The organism is Stenotrophomonas sp. TWI587 (assembly GCF_039674145.1).
GTDB lineage: Bacteria > Pseudomonadota > Gammaproteobacteria > Xanthomonadales > Xanthomonadaceae > Stenotrophomonas > Stenotrophomonas maltophilia_AY.
Genome location: NZ_JBDJMW010000003.1, coordinates 144,794 through 160,832 on the forward strand (window position 1 = coordinate 144,794; position 16,039 = coordinate 160,832).

17 protein-coding genes and 2 riboswitches are annotated in these 16,039 nt (G+C 68.1%); of the genes, 9 read left to right on the top strand and 8 right to left on the bottom strand.

Translation table 11 applies throughout. From position 1 onward, the window contains the following. Positions 1-147 precede the first annotated feature (147 nt). Positions 148-765: a trimeric intracellular cation channel family protein gene (locus ABE464_RS06295; protein WP_019183564.1), complete on the bottom strand. Its 618-nt coding sequence runs from the start codon at positions 763-765 to the stop codon at positions 148-150. 92 nt (positions 766-857) lie between these two features. Continuing rightward, positions 858-949: riboswitch (glycine riboswitch) on the bottom strand. An 8-nt stretch (positions 950-957) separates the two neighbouring features. Then, positions 958-1,051: riboswitch (glycine riboswitch) on the bottom strand. A 44-nt stretch (positions 1,052-1,095) separates the two neighbouring features. Here ABE464_RS06295 and ABE464_RS06300 point away from each other — a divergent pair. Further along, positions 1,096-1,365 (top strand): GIY-YIG nuclease family protein, encoded by a 270-nt coding sequence (locus ABE464_RS06300; protein ID WP_346471235.1) that lies wholly within the window; start codon positions 1,096-1,098, stop codon positions 1,363-1,365. 86 nt (positions 1,366-1,451) lie between these two features. After that, positions 1,452-1,796 (top strand): ribonuclease E inhibitor RraB, encoded by a 345-nt coding sequence (locus ABE464_RS06305; RefSeq protein WP_346471236.1) that lies wholly within the window; start codon positions 1,452-1,454, stop codon positions 1,794-1,796. On the opposite strand, the gene ABE464_RS06310 is transcribed toward ABE464_RS06305, so the two are convergent. Then, positions 1,797-3,089, bottom strand: a complete 1,293-nt coding sequence (locus tag ABE464_RS06310; protein WP_346471237.1) for an NAD(P)/FAD-dependent oxidoreductase — start codon at positions 3,087-3,089, stop codon at positions 1,797-1,799. Positions 3,090-3,251: 162 nt separating this feature from the next. Here ABE464_RS06310 and ABE464_RS06315 point away from each other — a divergent pair, with 162 nt between their 5' ends. Then, positions 3,252-4,013, top strand: coding sequence for an NYN domain-containing protein (locus ABE464_RS06315; protein ID WP_346471238.1), 762 nt, complete (start codon positions 3,252-3,254; stop codon positions 4,011-4,013). Positions 4,014-4,022: 9 nt separating this feature from the next. On the opposite strand, the gene ABE464_RS06320 is transcribed toward ABE464_RS06315, so the two are convergent. After that, positions 4,023-4,226 carry a hypothetical protein gene (locus ABE464_RS06320; RefSeq protein WP_346471239.1) on the bottom strand — a complete coding sequence of 68 codons (204 nt, stop codon included), beginning with the start codon at positions 4,224-4,226 and terminating at the stop codon, positions 4,023-4,025. Positions 4,227-4,326: 100 nt separating this feature from the next. Between ABE464_RS06320 and ABE464_RS06325 the strand changes: the two genes are divergently transcribed. Then, positions 4,327-4,947, top strand: a complete 621-nt coding sequence (locus ABE464_RS06325) for a glutathione S-transferase (protein ID WP_346471240.1) — start codon at positions 4,327-4,329, stop codon at positions 4,945-4,947. 35 nt (positions 4,948-4,982) lie between these two features. On the opposite strand, the gene ABE464_RS06330 is transcribed toward ABE464_RS06325, so the two are convergent. Next, complete coding sequence (locus ABE464_RS06330; RefSeq protein ID WP_346471241.1) at positions 4,983-7,163, bottom strand: primosomal protein N'; 2,181 nt, start codon at positions 7,161-7,163, stop codon at positions 4,983-4,985. Positions 7,164-7,600: 437 nt separating this feature from the next. Here ABE464_RS06330 and ABE464_RS06335 point away from each other — a divergent pair, with 437 nt between their 5' ends. From ABE464_RS06335 to sppA, 4 genes are all read left to right on the top strand, one after another. After that, on the top strand, positions 7,601-8,605 hold the full coding sequence (locus ABE464_RS06335; RefSeq protein WP_346471242.1) for a hypothetical protein: 1,005 nt from the start codon (positions 7,601-7,603) through the stop codon (positions 8,603-8,605). Further along, positions 8,598-9,161, top strand: coding sequence for a DUF3106 domain-containing protein (locus tag ABE464_RS06340; protein ID WP_346471243.1), 564 nt, complete (start codon positions 8,598-8,600; stop codon positions 9,159-9,161). The genes ABE464_RS06335 and ABE464_RS06340 overlap by 8 nt, the downstream gene beginning before the upstream one ends. A gap of 119 nt (positions 9,162-9,280) precedes the next feature. Further along, a complete protein-coding gene (locus ABE464_RS06345) occupies positions 9,281-10,645 on the top strand; it encodes an MATE family efflux transporter (protein ID WP_346471244.1) in 1,365 nt (454 codons plus the stop codon). Between the two features lie 74 nt (positions 10,646-10,719). Continuing rightward, positions 10,720-12,627, top strand: a complete 1,908-nt coding sequence (gene sppA, locus ABE464_RS06350; RefSeq protein ID WP_346471245.1) for a signal peptide peptidase SppA — start codon at positions 10,720-10,722, stop codon at positions 12,625-12,627. A 73-nt stretch (positions 12,628-12,700) separates the two neighbouring features. On the opposite strand, the gene ABE464_RS06355 is transcribed toward sppA, so the two are convergent. Next, on the bottom strand, positions 12,701-12,934 hold the full coding sequence (locus ABE464_RS06355; protein WP_346471246.1) for a hypothetical protein: 234 nt from the start codon (positions 12,932-12,934) through the stop codon (positions 12,701-12,703). 157 nt (positions 12,935-13,091) lie between these two features. On the opposite strand from ABE464_RS06355, the gene ABE464_RS06360 reads away from it, so the two are divergent. Next, positions 13,092-13,868 (top strand): SDR family oxidoreductase, encoded by a 777-nt coding sequence (locus tag ABE464_RS06360; protein ID WP_259258949.1) that lies wholly within the window; start codon positions 13,092-13,094, stop codon positions 13,866-13,868. A gap of 50 nt (positions 13,869-13,918) precedes the next feature. Here ABE464_RS06360 and ABE464_RS06365 read toward each other — a convergent pair whose 3' ends face one another. From ABE464_RS06365 to ABE464_RS06375, 3 genes are read right to left on the bottom strand one after another with little or no spacing between them, the layout of a single operon-like run. Continuing rightward, entirely contained in the window at positions 13,919-14,572 is a 654-nt protein-coding gene (locus ABE464_RS06365; protein ID WP_346471247.1) for a DUF4124 domain-containing protein, read from the bottom strand. 25 nt (positions 14,573-14,597) lie between these two features. Beyond that, the gene (locus tag ABE464_RS06370) at positions 14,598-15,401 is read right to left on the bottom strand and encodes a DUF4124 domain-containing protein (protein ID WP_346471248.1); all 804 of its coding nucleotides are present in this window, start codon (positions 15,399-15,401) and stop codon (positions 14,598-14,600) included. Between the two features lie 43 nt (positions 15,402-15,444). Then, the gene (locus ABE464_RS06375; protein ID WP_346471249.1) at positions 15,445-16,005 is read right to left on the bottom strand and encodes a Sua5/YciO/YrdC/YwlC family protein; all 561 of its coding nucleotides are present in this window, start codon (positions 16,003-16,005) and stop codon (positions 15,445-15,447) included. Between the last annotated feature and the right edge of the window lie 34 nt (positions 16,006-16,039).

A 16,039-nucleotide genomic window follows, 5' to 3' on the forward strand; every position in this document is an offset into this window, starting at 1 on the left:
GGCAGGTCAACGGGGGAGAGGGTGTCTGGCGGGGCAGCGGGTGGAACACCGCCGCGTGGCTGGATGCCGTTCGAAGGGAACGGGAGCGCCATGATACAGGGCCGGGCCGCTCAAGCTCCCGTGACCTTGGTCATGCCCGCCGGTGCGTCAATGTACCTCGTCGCGATACACGAACTTCGGCATTTCCCATTTGAAGTGGATCGCCAGCAGGCGGAACAGGAAGCCACCGCCCAGGCACCACAGCGTGGCCGCGTTGAGTGACACACCGAGTTCCAGCAGGGTCAGGTAGGCCGCGCCGGTGAGCAGGGTGATCACCGCATACAGTTCTTTCTGGAAGATCAGCGGCACCTCGTTGCACAGCACATCGCGCAGCACGCCGCCGAACGCACCGGTGAGCATGCCGGCGATCAGGATGATCGGCACCGTGTGCCCGCCCTCGCGCGCGACCGCGCAGCCGATCAGGGTGAACGCGATCAGGCCCAGCCCATCGAGCACCAGGAAGGTGCGCCGGAAGTGGTGCATCCAGCGTGCCACCCAGGTCGCGATCAGCGCCGCGCAGATGGTAAAGCCCAGGTACTCCGGGTGCTTCACCCAGCCCAGCGGGTAATGGCCGAGCACGATGTCGCGCAGCGAGCCGCCGCCGAGCGCGGTCACGCAGGCGATGATGACCACGCCGAACAGGTCCATGCGGCGGCGGCCGGCCGACAGCGCGCCGGTCATGGCTTCGGCCGAGATGGCGATGAGGTAGATCAGGGAGAGCAGCATGGGGTGGCTCCGGGGGACACATCAGGCGGGGACGGAAACGCACACGCATCACGCCAGCGCCGCTGCACTGTCGTGAGGTGGGATTCCGTTGCCGCTCCCGCTGTCCTTTTGCCTGAGAGTTCGGTGGCCAAGGCCACGTGCCCCTTCGGCGGGTCATTGAAGACCTCTCTCCAGATCGGCGTGTCGGATGCATGGTTGGTGGCTGTGCAGCCACCGGCCTGAGCGATTATGGGAGCCTGCGCCTTCGGCGGGCGCCAGCGCGGCGCCTCTCTCCTGCATCCGGGGCGGATTCTAGCAGCCGCCGGGCCCGTGCCGGGGGATAATCCCGGTATGCCCGCTGAACCCGCCCTCTGGTACCTGTACCTGCTTGAATGCCGCAACGGCAGCTATTACGCCGGCATCAGCAACGACGTGGACGCGCGCTTCCAGGCCCATCTCGCCGGCAAAGGGGCGAAATACACCCGCGCCAACCCACCGGTGAAGGTGCTGGCGATGCGCGCCTACCCGGACCGGGCAGCGGCGTCGAAGGCCGAGTGGCAGCTCAAGCGGCAACCGCGGGAGCGCAAGCTGGCGTGGCTGCAGTTGGGCGACCCCATGTAGCGCGGCACCCGGCTTGTTCGCGCCTTCGCCGGCGGCATACCATCGACCCTCGTTTGTTGATCCGCTTGCCCAAGCCCTGGAGTGCCATGTCCCGCGATCTGTCGTTGTACCCGGAAGATGAGAATGGCGATGTGCTCTGGAACATGCTGCAGGACGGCGATGACCTGTCGGTTCCGCGCGAGGTGGATTTCGCGTTGATCTTCCCGACCCAGGACGTGGCGATCGCCTTCGCCGTGCACCTGCTCAAGAACGACCAGAAGGTGTCCTTCGCCGCGTATGAGGGCAACGATGAGTTCCCGTGGCAGGTGGTGGTGCATCCGCTGATGCTGCCGACCCACCAGAACATCGCCGGCTTCGAAGGTCTGCTCGCGAGTGAGGCGGTGTCCTACAGCGGTCAGGTGGATGGCTGGGGATGCCTGTCGCAGGGCTGATCAGGGCGTCGGCGGCCGTTTCGGCCGGCGATCCTCCTGAGCATCGCCGAAGATGATCCGCGCGCTGCGCTGGTAGCTCCAGTACGCCACTGCCCAGTTCAGCAGCACCACCACGCGGTTGCGGAAGCCGATCAGGAAGAACACGTGCGCGGCCAGCCAGAACCACCACGCCAGCACGCCGGAGAGCTGCAGGCGGCCAAGGTGGACGATCGCGGCCATGCGCCCGATGGTCGCCAGGTTGCCGAAGTCCTGGTACTTGAACGGGCCCGGCGCAGGCTTGCCGGCCAGACGCGCCTGGATCGTGGTCGCCACGTGCTTGCCCATCTGCTTGGCCGCCGGGGCGACCCCGGGTACCGGCTTGCCATCGGCCTGGGTCAACGCAGCCAGATCACCGGCAACGAAGATCTCCGGGTGGCCCTCCAGTGTGAGATCGGGCTGTACCGGCACGCGGCCGGCGCGGTCCAGTGGCACGTCCAAGGTGCGTGCCAGCGGAGAGGCGGCGACACCCGCGGCCCAGACCACGGTACGGGCCTCGACGAAGCGTTCGCCCAGCTGGAAGCCTTCCGCATTGATGTCGCTGACCGGCATGCCGGTGAGCACTTCCACGCCCAGCTTTTCCAGCTGCCGCCGCGCCTTGAGCGAGAGCACCTCGGGGAAGGTGGACAGCACGCGCGGGCCGGCCTCGACCAGGCGGACCTTGGCCGAGGCGGGATCGATATGGCGGAACTCATTGCGCAGCGTATGCCGTGCGATTTCGGCCAACGTGCCGGCCAGCTCCACGCCGGTGGGGCCGCCACCGACGACGGCGAAGCTGAGCCAAGCGGCTTTGCGCGCGGGATCGGGTTCGGCCTCGGCGCGCTCGAAGGCGAGCAGCAGCTTGCGGCGCAGCGCGATGGCATCGTCCAGCGTTTTCAGGCCCGGCGCATCGGCGGCCCATTCGTCGTGACCGAAGTAGGCGTGAGTGGCGCCGGTGCACAGCATCAGGGTGTCGTAGGTGATCTGCGTGCCATCGGCCAGCGTCGCAGTGCGTGCGGCCTTGTCGATGTCAGTGACTTCACCCAGGCGCACTTCAACGTTGCGCTGGTGACCGAGGATGTGGCGCAGCGGGGCGGCGATATCCGGCGCCGACAGGCCCGCGGTGGCCACCTGGTAGAGCAGCGGCTGGAACAGATGGTGGTTGCGACGGTCCACCAGGGTGATGCGCACGTGCGCCGAAGCCAAGGCACGGGTGGCCCAGAGGCCGGCAAAACCACCACCGATGATGAGCAGGTGGGGCGTGGGATCGCGGGTCATGCTTCACTCCTTGGCGGGCGCCGGAGGGGGGCGGCGCAGGTCGTCTCGTGATGCCGCCCATGGTCGCACGTGATGCGCGATGTTCACGTCGATGGCCGATACTGGGTTCAGGGGCCATAGCGCTTGCCCGATGGCCGATCCGATTCCGCCCTGGAGACCGAGATGTCCGAACCGGAAAAGCGCATCGCCCTGTTGATCGATGCCGACAACGCACCTTCTTCCAAGATCGACGCGGTGCTGGCTGAAGTCGCCCGCTACGGCGTGGCCAATGTCCGCCGTGCCTACGGCAACTGGAAGAGCCCTCGGTTGAAAGGGTGGGAGTCCGTGCTGCACGAATACGCGATCCGCCCGATCCAGCAGTTCGCCTACAGCCGGGGCAAGAATGCCTCGGACATGGCGATGGTGATCGATGCGATGGACATGCTGTACGCCCGCAATCTGGACGGCTTTGCGATCGTCTCCAGCGATGCGGATTTCACCCCGCTGGTGATGCGCCTGCTGACCGACGGGGTGAAGGTGTACGGCTTCGGCGAGAAGAAAACGCCCGAGCCGTTCGTCAACGCCTGCTCGAAGTTCACCTACATCGAAGCCCTGGGTCAGCCGCATCCGGCCGACCAGGAGGTGGAGCAGGACAACGAGGAAACCCGCCCGCGCAAGAGCGGCCCGGAGCTGCGCAACGATACCCGGCTGGTGCAGATGCTGCGCCGCGCGGTGACCTCGGCCGAAGCCGAGGATGGCTGGTCGCACCTAGGCCCGGTCGGCAGCCAGATCGGCAACCAGGCCTCGTTCGATTCGCGCAATTACGGGTACAGCAAACTCAGCGATCTGTTGGCCGCGACCGGCCTGTTCGAGATGAAAAAAGAGGGCAAGTCGACCTATGTACGCGCCCTGCCCAAGAAGAATGCGGCGAAGGCGGCGAAGTAACCGCCGGCCTCAGCGCAGCAGCACGGCCAACGGGCGGGCCGTGCTGCCGTTGAAGCCATCGGAGAAGCCCCGGACAGCCTCCGGCAGCGCGCCGCTGGCCAGCAGCAACAGGGCAGCGCTGAGCATCAGATTGCGATGGTGGCGGCGATAACCAACCACGAGCGTGCCGATCCCGGCAATGAGCAACACGATTTCGAGCGCGTAAAGGATCATTGTTTTTCATCCATGAAATGACGGTCGGCCCGCCTATAGGCGTATCGTAGCGGCACCGCGCGGCCCCGTGGCGCGCCTCGCCCGATACGAGACACCGATCATGCTGAAAATCTGGGGCCGTCGCAATTCCAGCAACGTGCGCAAAGTGCTGTGGTGTGCCGAGGAGATCGGAGCGCCGTACGAGTCGATCGAGGTCGGCGGCGCATTCGGCGGCACGCAGTCGCCGGAATACCGTGCGATGAACCCGAACGGGCTGGTGCCGGTGATCGAAGACCACGGCTTGCCGCTGTGGGAATCCAACACGATCGTGCGCTACCTCTCGGCGCGCTATGCGCTGGGCACGCTGTACCCGGAAGACGTGGTGGCGCGCGCGCAGTCGGAAAAGTGGATGGACTGGACCACCTCGACCTTCGCCGGCGTGTTCCGCGATCTGTTCTGGGGCACGTTGCGGACCGCGCCGGCCGATCGCGATGAGGCGCGTATCGCCGCCGCGCTGGTGCGTTCGGGCGAGTTGCTGGCGATGGCCGATGAGGCCTTGTCGCGGCAGCCGTATCTGTCCGGTGAGCAGTTCGCCATGGGCGATATCCCGCTGGGCGCCTTCATCTATGCTTGGTTCGAGATGCCGATCCAGCGCCCCGACCTGCCACATCTGGCCGCCTGGTACGAACGGCTGAAACAGCGGCCGGCGTATCAGCGTGGGGTCATGACGGCGTTGACCTGAGCAGCCGTGCCGACCCACGGTCGGCACCTGCCGGGCTAATACAGATCCATCGGATCCACATCCAGCGACCAGCGCACCTTGCGTGCCTGAGGCAGTCCGGAAATCTGCGGTGTCACCTGATCCAGTACGCCGTGCAGCGGGCGCCGCGCGGGTGAGGACAACAGCAGCTGGGTGCGCTGGTAGCCGGCGCGGCGTGGCATCGGTGCCGGCATCGGGCCATAGCGCTCTACCGCGGCATCGTCGGGAATCAACGCACGCACCGCACTGAGCATCGCATTGGCATGCTCCACCTGCTGCGCTTCGGCACGCAGCAGCGCCAGATGCGCGAAGGGCGGGAAACCGGCCGCCTCGCGCTGCTGCAGCTCGGCCTCGGCGAAAGCGTGATACCCACCGTTGACCAGTGTTTCCAGCAGCGGATGCCCCGGGTGATGCGTCTGCAGCCAGACCTCGCCGGCATCCACCGCCCGCCCGGCGCGGCCGGCGACCTGAATCAGCTGCTGGGCGAGCTTTTCACTTGCGCGGAAGTCGGCCGAGAACAGGCCTTCATCGATCCCCACCACCACCACCAGGGTCAGCTTCGGCAGGTCGTGGCCCTTGGCCAGGATCTGCGTGCCGACCAAGATGCCCGCGCGATCGCCGAGCGAGGCCAACTGGGTTTCCAGCGCATCGCGCTTGCCGGTGGTGCCGCGGTCGATGCGGATCACCGGGAACTCCGGAAAGGCCTCCACCAGGTGTTCTTCCAGCCGCTCGGTACCAATGCCCTGCGGCTGCAACGCCAGGCTGCCGCACTCCGGGCAGGCCAGCGGCGCGGACTGGCGCGCGCCACAGTGGTGGCACTGCAGGCGGCGGCCGCCGGCATGCACCGTCATCGGCGCATCGCAGCGCTGGCACGGCGCGGTCCAGCCGCAGTCATGGCAGAGCAGCACGGGCGCATAGCCGCGGCGGTTCTTGAACACCAGAACCTGGTGCCCCGCCTGCAGATGCTGGGTGATGCCGGCCAGCACTTCTGGCGAGAGCCCATCGCGCAGCGGTCGTTTGCGCACATCCAGCACGCGCACCACGGGCGGACGCGCGGCGCCCGCGCGCTGCTTCAGGCGCAGATGGGTGTAACGACCGGCATGTGCGTTGTGCAGCGATTCCAGTGATGGCGTCGCGCTGCCGAGCACCACGGCCACGTCCAGCGCCTTGGCGCGCACCAACGCGAAATCGCGTGCGTGATAGCGGATGCCGTCCTGTTGTTTGTAACTGCCGTCGTGCTCTTCGTCGATCACGATCAGGCCCGCATTGGGCAGCGGGGTGAACACCGCCGAGCGTGTGCCGACGATGACCTGCGCTTCGCCCCGCGATGCGGCCGCCCACACGCGGGCACGCTCGTTGTCGTTCAAGCCGGAGTGCAGCACATGCACCGGAATGCCCAGGCGGTTGCGGAAGCGCGACAGCGTCTGCGGCGTCAGCCCGATCTCCGGCACCAGCACCAGCGCCTGCTTGCCACGCGCCAGGCAGTCGACGATGGCCTGCAGGTAGACCTCGGTCTTGCCGCTGCCGGTCACGCCATCGAGCAGGTAGGCGGCAAAGCCGTCGGCGGAGGTGATCGCGGCGATCGCCTCGGCCTGTTCAGCGTTGGGTGCGGGGCCGCTGGCCGGCGAGGCGACCGCCGGTGCATGCGCCAGCGCGATCCGTTCGACCAGATCGCGCTTGGCCAGCGCGCGCGCGGCGCTGCGCCAGTCGTCCATCAAGGTGTCGAGGCGGTCTTCATTCACTACACCCTCGGCCAGGCACTCGGCCAGGCGCTGCGGGCGGGTACCGCTGCGCAGCTTGGGCTGCGGGTCGCGCCCGGCCGCCGTGAGCTGCCAGCCCCACTGATGGGTGTCCGGCACCGCCTCACCCCGCCGCAGCGGACCGGGCAGGGCGGTGCTGATCACCTCCCCCAGTGGCGCATGGGTGTAGCGCGCCAGCCACTGCAGCGAACGCCACAGTTCACCGGTCACCAGCGGCGTGGTATCGATCCACTCGATCGCGGCGCGCAGGGTCCCCGGATCCTCGACCTGGCCGATCCCGGCCACCACCCCGACCAGCTCGCGGGAGCCGAAGGGCACCCGGATCCGTTGCCCGGTCATCTGCGCATCCGGGGCCGGGCCGGGCGGCGGAGCGTAGTCGAACAATTGCGGCAGCGGCACCGGCAGGGCGACGCGCAGGGTGGAAGACAAGGAGGTCATCGGGTCAGTGTAGCGGGCAGGAGCGGGCCCGATCACGCCCATTCACCGTCTCAACCGGGTACGCGCCGAATCATAAATCCCACCTAAATATCCGACTTGATTGGAGATTCAGGCTTATCCACATCTTCTGTGGATAAGTCTGTGTGCCACTGCGTATGTGACCGCCTTGCGTCAGGAACTTCCGACGTTCTCCTCAGGTTGGTCAAAAAATAGCCACGCAACAATGATCAATAAAAACAACAAGATAGCTGTGAAACAAAGTTGAAACAGACTTGACGGGAGCCTCGCCTCTCGTTCCGCCCCGGTTTTACGTGGTGCTGTGCACAACCTTTTGGGCCGGAAGGCTTTGCAGACCGTGGCCGCTCACAGGAAGTGAACATCCGCGCGCCGCTGGAGTGACGCAATCGCTATCATTTCCACACAATGATGGAGTTGCTATGACGGCTGCGCCCGCCCCCGTTTCTTCTACCGCAGCCGGCGCGCTGTCGGCGTTTCTTCGTGGCGTTGAACGCCGCGCCCTGGTCGTGGCCGAGCTGCAGTGCGGTGATCCGACGGTGGCCGAGCAGGCCCTGGTCGCGGTGATGCGCGCCTTCGCCGGGATCGCCAGCGACCTGCCCATGGCCCAGTGGCCGGAACGGTTCTGGTCGTTGCTGGTACACCGTGCGCCGTTGCGTGAGCCGGCTGGAGGCCATTGGCCGGCCCCCTTGGAGCACCTGGCCGGGCTGGCCCCGTCGGCGCGATTGGCGTTTCTGCTGCGGATCGGCGGCGGTCTGGATGAAGCCGCAGCCGCGCAGATCCTGGATCTGCCCATGGCTGACTACCAGCACGCGCTGGCCGATGCCTGCCCGCGCGATGCCCATGGCAACCCCGATGCCGCCGGCTGGCGCGCGCTGGCCGAACAGGTCCAACTGCGCATCCGTGATCTGCCGGCCACCCGCCTGCAGCGTCTGCAGCAGCCGGTGGCCGCTCCGGCCAGCCAGCAGCCCGATGCCGCCTCCTGGCGCACCCCGGTCAAGTCCGATGCCCCCACGCAGCGCCGCCCGCTCAAGCGCCAGCGTGGCCGTCGCTTCCCCTGGAAGGGCGTGCTGATCGTCGCGGTGACGGTGGGCGTGCTGCTTGGCGGGGCGGCCTGGTGGAAGCACGCCCGCCAGGCCGGTGAGCCCGCAGCAGAGATCCCCGAGGGCGCGGTCGCCGATGACGCCCAGGTCACCGTGGAAGACCTGCCTGCCGACGACCTGCCGACCGTGGCCCCGACCGCTTCGCCCTACGCAGCCACGGACGCGGCCATGCTGGCCGATCCGGATCTGCCGACGGCCCGCGATGCCGATCTGTACGCCTGGTTCGCCGCAGGCGGTCCCGTGCCCGTGGACGAATCCCAAGCCCAGCCAAGCCGCCCTGAACCCGCTACCGCCGGCCTGGAGACGGCTGCCGCCGATGAGTAAGCCTGCCTTCCTGCTGATCGCCCTTGGGCTCTCCAGTGCGGCGCTCGCCGCCCCCAACCGGGTCGAGGTGCCGCTGGCGGTGCCGGCCCCGCCGAGCGCCACCGCGCCGGCCATCCCGGCAACCCCGGCGGCGCTTGATCCGGCCCAGCTGCGCGAGCTGCGCAGCCGCTATGCCGCCTGGCAGGCCATGAGCGAGAGCGAGCGCGCCCGCGTCCGTGCGGCAGCGGCACGCGTGGCAGCACTGCCGCCCGCCCAGCAGCAGGCCCTGCGCCAGCGCTTCGCCGAGCAGGACCAGCGCTTCCGCGACGGCTGGCTGCTCGGTCCCCAGCTTGGCCATGAATTCACCAAGCTGCAGGGACTGTTCGGCTATCTGCCGGCCGAACAGCGCCCGGCCGCGTTGGCGGTGCTGCGCCAGCTCACGCCCTCCCAGCTCACCCAGCTCACCTTGGTGGCCCAGCGCACTCCGCCGCAGGACCGCGACCGCGTGCGCGCCGAGTTCCTGGGCGTGGCCCCGGCCGCACGGGACACCTGGCTGCGCGAGAACGTGGGCCACTGACGGCATCGCCCCGTTTACCTCAAAGCGCGGCTTTTCCCCGGCCGCGCGCGTAAGATGTCGGGCCGCAACCCGGTGCCTGTGCCTTCCGCGCGCGACCGTAGTTGCCGTCTGTGACGTCCATGTCTACCGCTTCCTCCACGCCGCGCCTCTCCCGGGAAGTGCGCGCCACCGGTCTGCTCGCGCTGCCGCTGGTTCTGGGCCATGTCTCCACCGGCCTGATCTCCTTCGTCGACAACGTGATCGCCGGTCACCACGGCACCCACACGCTCGCCGCCGTCACCATCGGTACGGCGCTGCTGTGGCTGCCGATGCTCATCCCGATCGGCACCCTGATCTCGCTGACCGCCTCGGTCTCGCAGCTGCACGGCGCGGGCCGCGAGCGCGAGATCGGCCCGCTGTTCCGGCAGGCGTTGTGGCTGGCGCTGGGGCTGGGCCTGATCATGTTCACCTTCCTCACGGTGGTGCCGCCGCTGCTGCCGGCGTTCGGCATTGCGCCGGACATCGTGCCCGGTGCGACCGCGTTCCTGCACGCGGTGCGCTGGGGCGGCCCGGCGCTGACGCTGTATTTCTGCATGCGCTACCTCAGCGAGGGCATGCACTGGACGCTGCCGACGATGCTGCTCGGCTTTGGCGGCCTGCTGGTGCTGGCACCACTGGGTTACGTGCTCTGCTACGGCAAACTCGGCTTCCCCGAGCTGGGTGCCGAAGGCCTGGGCATGGCCTCGGCGATCATGATGTGGCTGCAGGCGCTGTGCTTTGCCGGCTATCTCTGGAAGACCAAGCGCTTCGCCCACCTGCAGCTGTTCTCGCACTTCGAGGCGCCACGCTGGAGCGCGATCTGGGACCTGCTGAGGACCGGACTGCCGATCGGCATCACCGTGCTCATGGAAGGCGGGCTGTTCATCGTTACCGCACTGCTGATCGGTCGCCTCGGTGCCACCGAAGCAGCCTCGCACCAGATCGCCATCAACGTCGCGCAGCTGTGCTTCATGATCCCGATGGGCGTGGCCGAGGCCACCACGGTGCGGGTCGGCCATGCGGTCGGCAGCGGCGATGGGCTGGGCGTGCGCCGCGCAGCGATCGCCGGGCTGCTGATCATCCTGGGCACACAGACGCTGTCGGCGCTGGTGCTGCTGTTCGGCCATGACGCCATCGTCGGCGTCTACACGAACGATCTGGGCGTGGCCGCACTGGCCTCGACCCTGCTGTTGTACGCGGCGGCGTTCCAGTTCCCGGATGGCATCCAGGTGCTCTCGGCCGGCGCGTTGCGCGGGCTCAAGGACACCCGCGTGCCGATGTTCATCGCCATGTTCTCGTACTGGGGCCTGGGCATGCCGCTCGGCGCCGGGCTGGGCCTGGGGCTGGGCATGGGCCCGCAGGGCATGTGGCTGGGGCTCATCCTGGGCCTGACTGCCGCCGCCATCCTGATGGCCTGGCGCCTGCGCGTGAGCAGCGCCCGCGCCGGTCTCCCTTCGACACCCTGACTTGTGTCCGATGCCGGCGCGCCCGGCACCGGCTATTCTGGCACCACGGCAAGAAGCCACTTTGGAGTTACCCCATGAATCAACCCGCGCGTCGCAATCCCGTCGCCAGCTTCTTCATCGGGCTGTGGGATGTGATGAACTTTACCCGCCGGCTCATCCTCAACCTGGTGTTCTTCGGGCTGCTGTTCCTGATCCTGATCGTGTTCATCGTCGCGATGGGCAAGAGCGCGACCTCGAAGACATCGCTGCAGGACCGCACCACGCTTGTGATCGCACCGGAAGGCCGCCTGGTCGAGCAGTTCAGTGCTGATCCGGTCAGCCGCGCGCTGGGCAAGGCCGTGGGCGACAAGAGCGCCGAAGAGATCCAGCTGCGCGATCTGATCCGCGCCTTGGAGGCTGCCAAGACCGACAAGAAGATCGAGCGCGTGGTGCTGGAGCTGGACAAGCTGCAGCCGAGCGGTTTCGCCTCGATGCGCGAAGTGACGGTCGCGCTGCAGGAACTGCGCGCCGCCGGCAAGCAGGTCGTGGCCTTCAGCGAGAACATGAGCCAGTCGCAGTACCTGCTCGCCGCGCAGGCCAATGAGGTCTACCTGGACCCGATGGGCGGCGTGGTGCTCGAGGGCCTGGGCCGCTACCGCCAGTACTTCCGCACCGGCCTGCAGGACAAACTCGGCGTGGACGTGCACCTGTTCAAGGTGGGCGAGTACAAGTCGGCCGCCGAGCCGTATGTGCTGGATGCTGCCTCGCCGCAGGCCAAGGAAGCCGATCTGTTCTGGATGAACGACGTGTGGCAGCGCTATCTGGCCGACATCGCCAAGGCGCGCAAGCTCGACCCGGCACAGCTGGCCGCCGGCATCGACACCATGCCCGAGGGCATCGCCGCCGCCGGTGGCGACCTGGCCAAGTTCGCCCTGCAGCAGAAGCTGGTGGACGGCCTGAAGACGCGCGAGGAAGTGGACACGCTGCTGACCGAGCGCGGCATCGCCGACGATGACGCCGACGGTGGCTACCGCAACGTCAACCTCGATGCGTACCTGAGCGTGCTCGACAGCCGTCGTTCGCCGATGGATTCGCGGCCGCAGGTGGCCGTGATCGTGGCGTCCGGTGAAATCTCCGGTGGCGATCTGCCGGCCGGGCGCATCGGTGGCGAGTCGACCTCGGCGCTGCTGCGTGAAGCACGCGACGACAAGGACGTGAAGGCCGTGGTGCTGCGCGTCAGCTCGCCGGGCGGTGAAGTGTTCGCCTCCGAGCAGATCCGCCGCGAAGTGGTCGCGCTGAAGGAAGCCGGCAAGCCGGTGGTGGTGTCGATGGGTGATCTGGCCGCCTCGGGCGGGTACTGGATCAGCATGAATGCCGACCGCATCTACGCCGACCCGTCCACGATCACCGGTTCGATCGGCATCTTCGGCATGATCCCGAACGTGGCCCGCTCGCTGGACAAGATCGGCGTGCATACCGATGGCGTGGGCACCACCCGCTTCGCCGGTGCGTTCGACATCACCCGCCCCATGGACCCGGCCGTGGGCCAAGTCATCCAGTCGGTGATCAACAAGGGCTACGCCGATTTCACCGGCAAGGTCGCCGCCGCGCGCAACAAGCCGGTGGAAGCGGTCGATGAAGTCGCCCGCGGTCGCGTGTGGAGCGGTGCGCAGGCCAAGGAACGTGGCCTGGTCGATGACTTCGGTGGCCTGAAGGCCGCCGTGGCCGATGCCGCCAGCCGTGCCAAGCTGGGCGCGGATGACAAGTTCCGTGTGCGCTACATCGAGAAGGGCGCGACCCCGTTCGCGCAGTTCCTCAGCGGCTTCGCGGGCAGCCATGCTGGTGCCTGGATGCTGGGCGAGTCGGGCATGGCCCGCCTGATGCTGGCCCGTTCGATGCCGGAGCTGGATACCCAGCTGCGCTTCGTGGAAGAGGCTGCACGTGACCCGCGCAACAATGCGGCGCCGGTCAAGACGCTGGTGTACTGCTTCTGCGGTCTGTAACCGGCATCAGCGGTTCTGTGTGACACAAGAACGCCCGGCCTGTGCCGGGCGTTCTGCTATCTGGCCGTTGGCATCACGGGCTGGGGGGCGGCGTATCGCCGCTGGCGCGGTCGGCTTCGGCGGCGCGGGCATCGGCGGACTGCTGCAGGGTGTCGCTGACCGACCTGGCGCGGTCGATCGGTTCCTGGATCGCCTTGCGCAGTTCGGTGGCCTGCGGTTCCGGCGGTGTATCCGGTGCCGGGGGCACCGGGCGGTTGCAGGCGCTCAACACGATCATCGCGAGCAGCGGCAGGACAGTACGGATCATCATGGCAACCTCCCTCGTTCAGCCGGTGGCGGAGGACCAGTGTCCCACCGCCTCGCGCAACGCGCGTGATGGCGTCCGGCGTGCCGGCCATCGCGCGTTATCCTATCCGGGCTGCACCGTGGGTGCTGCATCCCATGGATCACCGCAGGAGAAGCACGTGAGCGCGCAACGTTGGCGACTGGATGGACAGACCGCATTGATCACCGGTGCGAGTGCCGGCATCGGCTTGGCGATCGCACGCGAACTGCTCGGCTTCGGCGCGGACCTGCTGATCGTCGGCCGCGATGCGGATGCGCTGGAGATGGCGCGCGATGAACTGGCCGATGCCTTCCCGGACCGTGAGATCCATGGCTTGGCTGCTGATGTGTCCGATGACGAAGACCGCCGCGAAATCCTCGACTGGGTGGAAGACCACAGCGATGGCCTGCACATCCTGGTCAACAATGCCGGCGGCAACATCAGCAAGCCGGCCACCGAATACACCGAAGACGAGTGGCGCGGGATCTTCGAGACCAACCTGTTCTCGGCATTTGAACTCTCGCGCTATGCGCACCCGCTGCTGGCCCGGCACGCGGCCTCGGCGATCGTCAACGTCGGCAGCGTGTCCGGGCTGACACACGTGCGCAGCGGCGCGGTCTACGGCATGACCAAGGCCGCCATGCACCAGATGACCCGCAACCTGGCGGTGGAGTGGGCCGAGGACGGCATCCGCGTCAACGCCGTGGCGCCGTGGTACATCCGCACCCGGCGCACGTCCGGCCCGTTGTCCGATCCGGACTACTACGAGCAGGTGATCGAGCGGACCCCGATGCGCCGCATCGGCGAACCGGAAGAGGTGGCGGCGGCAGTTGGGTTCCTGTGCCTGCCGGCCTCCAGCTACGTCACCGGTGAGTGCATCGCGGTGGATGGCGGATTTCTGCGTTACGGGTTCTGAGCCGGCCAGCGGCCGGCACTACCGGTTACAGGGGGCGCGGCAGAACCCTGTCATGGCACCGCGCAATCGCTCTCGGCCAACACCGCTTCAAGACGCGCGCGCTCGGTGGTCGCGGCGGCCTGATTGTCCGGCGTGGCGAAACGCTCGCGGCCCCGTGCATCGCGGAAACGCTGCTGCCAGCTGCTGCAGCGCTGTGCTTCGGCTACGGGCTCGCAGGCATCGCGCACCACTTCGCAGCTGGCCGCATTGCTCGGCGCATGGCTGCCCCCCAGGCCGGTGAGGGCCAGCGATTCGCAGCGTGACGGGGCGGGCTCGCGTTCGTGCAGGTAGCGGCCGCCATCGGCGGCGATGCACTGATAGATCTCCGGCAACGGTGGCTTGGGCGGGGCGGTCTGGTCATGTTCGGCCGCCGACGTCTGCGGGCGCAGCGCTGCGCTGTCGAGCAGGCCGCTGTCCTCGTCACCGGCCTGCGGCAGCGGCGGCATGGTGTGTTCGGTGGTGGGGGCCGCCGGGGCACTGTCGACCACGGCCGGGGCACGCACCGGCGCACTGATCCGTTGCATGCGCTGTTCGCTGCCAGCCGGACAGGCCACGCTCTGGATGGTCAGGTTGCCGCCCGCATCGGTGCAGCGGAAGAACACCGCCTCGTCGGCGGCGGCGGGCAGGGTCACAAGCAGCAGGGACAGCAGGTACCGTCGTTTCATCGCATCAGTGTAGGGCGCGGCGCGCTCAGTGGCCGCCGCAGTCCTGGTCCAGACGCGCGTCGATCCCGCGCTGCTCGCGGGTCAGCGCATCGCGCTCACTCTGCAGCGCACTGTTGTAGCGGCGGATCAGGTCCCAGCGCCGGTCTTTCAACCGCGAGCAGACCTCCTGCGCAGGCAGGGCATGGCACTCATCGCGCACCAGCACGTTGCCGGCCGGCACCACCACGCTGTTCTCCACACCCGGGTACGGATAGCCCCCACCTTGCCACTGCGAGCTGCCACCGCCGATGTTGATGCTGCCGCCGACCCGTGAGCCGCCGCCGCTGACCGAGAGCGAGCCGCCACTGCTGCGCACCGAACCGCTGCCCATCGGCATGATCGGTGGCAGCGGACGCGACGGTGGATAGCCACCCGATGGCGGCCGCGGGCCGGGCCGATAGGGCAGATAGGCATTCGTCCAGATCGGCACCCAGCGCGGATTGCCTTCGTTGCTGTCGCTGACGTAGGTATCGCCCTCGCTGGTGGTGCACTCGTACATCGGCTGCGGTGGCTGCACGTGCACGTAGCGCACCTCGCGCTCGGGTGCCCGCGCTGCAGGCGTCGGGTCGGGCGCGCGGTCGCTGCGTATCACGCGCGGGGCAGGATCGCGTGGGCGCTGCATGTCGCGCACTTCCTGGCGACCCTCGCGGCACGGGGCATCCTGCAGCGAGACGGCGCCGTTGCTGCCGACGCAGCGGTACACGCGCACGTTGTCGCTCTGCGCTGCGGCAGGCGTGACAGGGCCGAGCACGGCGAACAGGGACAGCCACAGGGCGGGGCGCAGGGTCATGCGCGCAGTGTGCGGGTTTGCCCGCCGCCACGCAAAAGCACGCTCAGCTGCGCAGCACCTGGCCAGTGAGTGCATCGCGGATCGGGGTGGGCTGTGCGAGACCACCGGTCTGGCCGTCGATCAGGCCATCCAGCAGGGCCAGCAGGCGTGGGTCCAGTTCGGCGCGGGTGCGTGCCGGTGGCTCGCCCGCGAGGTTGGCACTGGTGGAGACCAGCGGGCCGCCCCAGGCGCGGCACAGCGCGGCAACCAGCGGATGTGCGCTGATCCGCACCGCGATGCCACTGTGTTCGCCGGTGATCCATCGCGGCGCACGTTCGCCGGCGGGCAGGATCCAGGTGTTGGCCCCGGGCCAACTGGCCAGTACCGCGCCTTGGCGATCCAGCGGCAGGGCGTCCATCCGCACCCAGCCATCCAGCTGGGCCGGATCGGCGGCGACCAGGATCATCCCCTTCTCGACGGGGCGCTGCTTGAGCTGCAGCAGCTTCATCACCGCGGCCTCGTGCGCGGGGTCGCAGCCCAACCCCCAGACCGCTTCGGTGGGATAGGCGATCACCCCGCCGGCGCGCAGCGCAGGCAGGGCAGTGTCCACAGTGAGTTCGTTCATGACAGGCGGGCCGGATGCATGGCCGGCATTATCC

Bases quoted from the DNA above. Each gene is read 5' to 3' on its own strand.
- ABE464_RS06295 (WP_019183564.1), bottom strand. From the start codon at position 765: ATGCTGCTCTCCCTGATCTACCTCATCGCCATCTCGGCCGAAGCCATG.
- ABE464_RS06300 (WP_346471235.1), top strand. From the start codon at position 1,096: ATGCCCGCTGAACCCGCCCTCTGGTACCTGTACCTGCTTGAATGCCGC.
- ABE464_RS06305 (WP_346471236.1), top strand. From the start codon at position 1,452: ATGTCCCGCGATCTGTCGTTGTACCCGGAAGATGAGAATGGCGATGTG.
- ABE464_RS06310 (WP_346471237.1), bottom strand. From the start codon at position 3,089: ATGACCCGCGATCCCACGCCCCACCTGCTCATCATCGGTGGTGGTTTT.
- ABE464_RS06315 (WP_346471238.1), top strand. From the start codon at position 3,252: ATGTCCGAACCGGAAAAGCGCATCGCCCTGTTGATCGATGCCGACAAC.
- ABE464_RS06320 (WP_346471239.1), bottom strand. From the start codon at position 4,226: ATGATCCTTTACGCGCTCGAAATCGTGTTGCTCATTGCCGGGATCGGC.
- ABE464_RS06325 (WP_346471240.1), top strand. From the start codon at position 4,327: ATGCTGAAAATCTGGGGCCGTCGCAATTCCAGCAACGTGCGCAAAGTG.
- ABE464_RS06330 (WP_346471241.1), bottom strand. From the start codon at position 7,163: ATGACCTCCTTGTCTTCCACCCTGCGCGTCGCCCTGCCGGTGCCGCTG.
- ABE464_RS06335 (WP_346471242.1), top strand. From the start codon at position 7,601: ATGACGGCTGCGCCCGCCCCCGTTTCTTCTACCGCAGCCGGCGCGCTG.
- ABE464_RS06340 (WP_346471243.1), top strand. From the start codon at position 8,598: ATGAGTAAGCCTGCCTTCCTGCTGATCGCCCTTGGGCTCTCCAGTGCG.
- ABE464_RS06345 (WP_346471244.1), top strand. From the start codon at position 9,281: ATGTCTACCGCTTCCTCCACGCCGCGCCTCTCCCGGGAAGTGCGCGCC.
- sppA (WP_346471245.1), top strand. From the start codon at position 10,720: ATGAATCAACCCGCGCGTCGCAATCCCGTCGCCAGCTTCTTCATCGGG.
- ABE464_RS06355 (WP_346471246.1), bottom strand. From the start codon at position 12,934: ATGATCCGTACTGTCCTGCCGCTGCTCGCGATGATCGTGTTGAGCGCC.
- ABE464_RS06365 (WP_346471247.1), bottom strand. From the start codon at position 14,572: ATGAAACGACGGTACCTGCTGTCCCTGCTGCTTGTGACCCTGCCCGCC.
- ABE464_RS06370 (WP_346471248.1), bottom strand. From the start codon at position 15,401: ATGACCCTGCGCCCCGCCCTGTGGCTGTCCCTGTTCGCCGTGCTCGGC.
- ABE464_RS06375 (WP_346471249.1), bottom strand. From the start codon at position 16,005: ATGAACGAACTCACTGTGGACACTGCCCTGCCTGCGCTGCGCGCCGGC.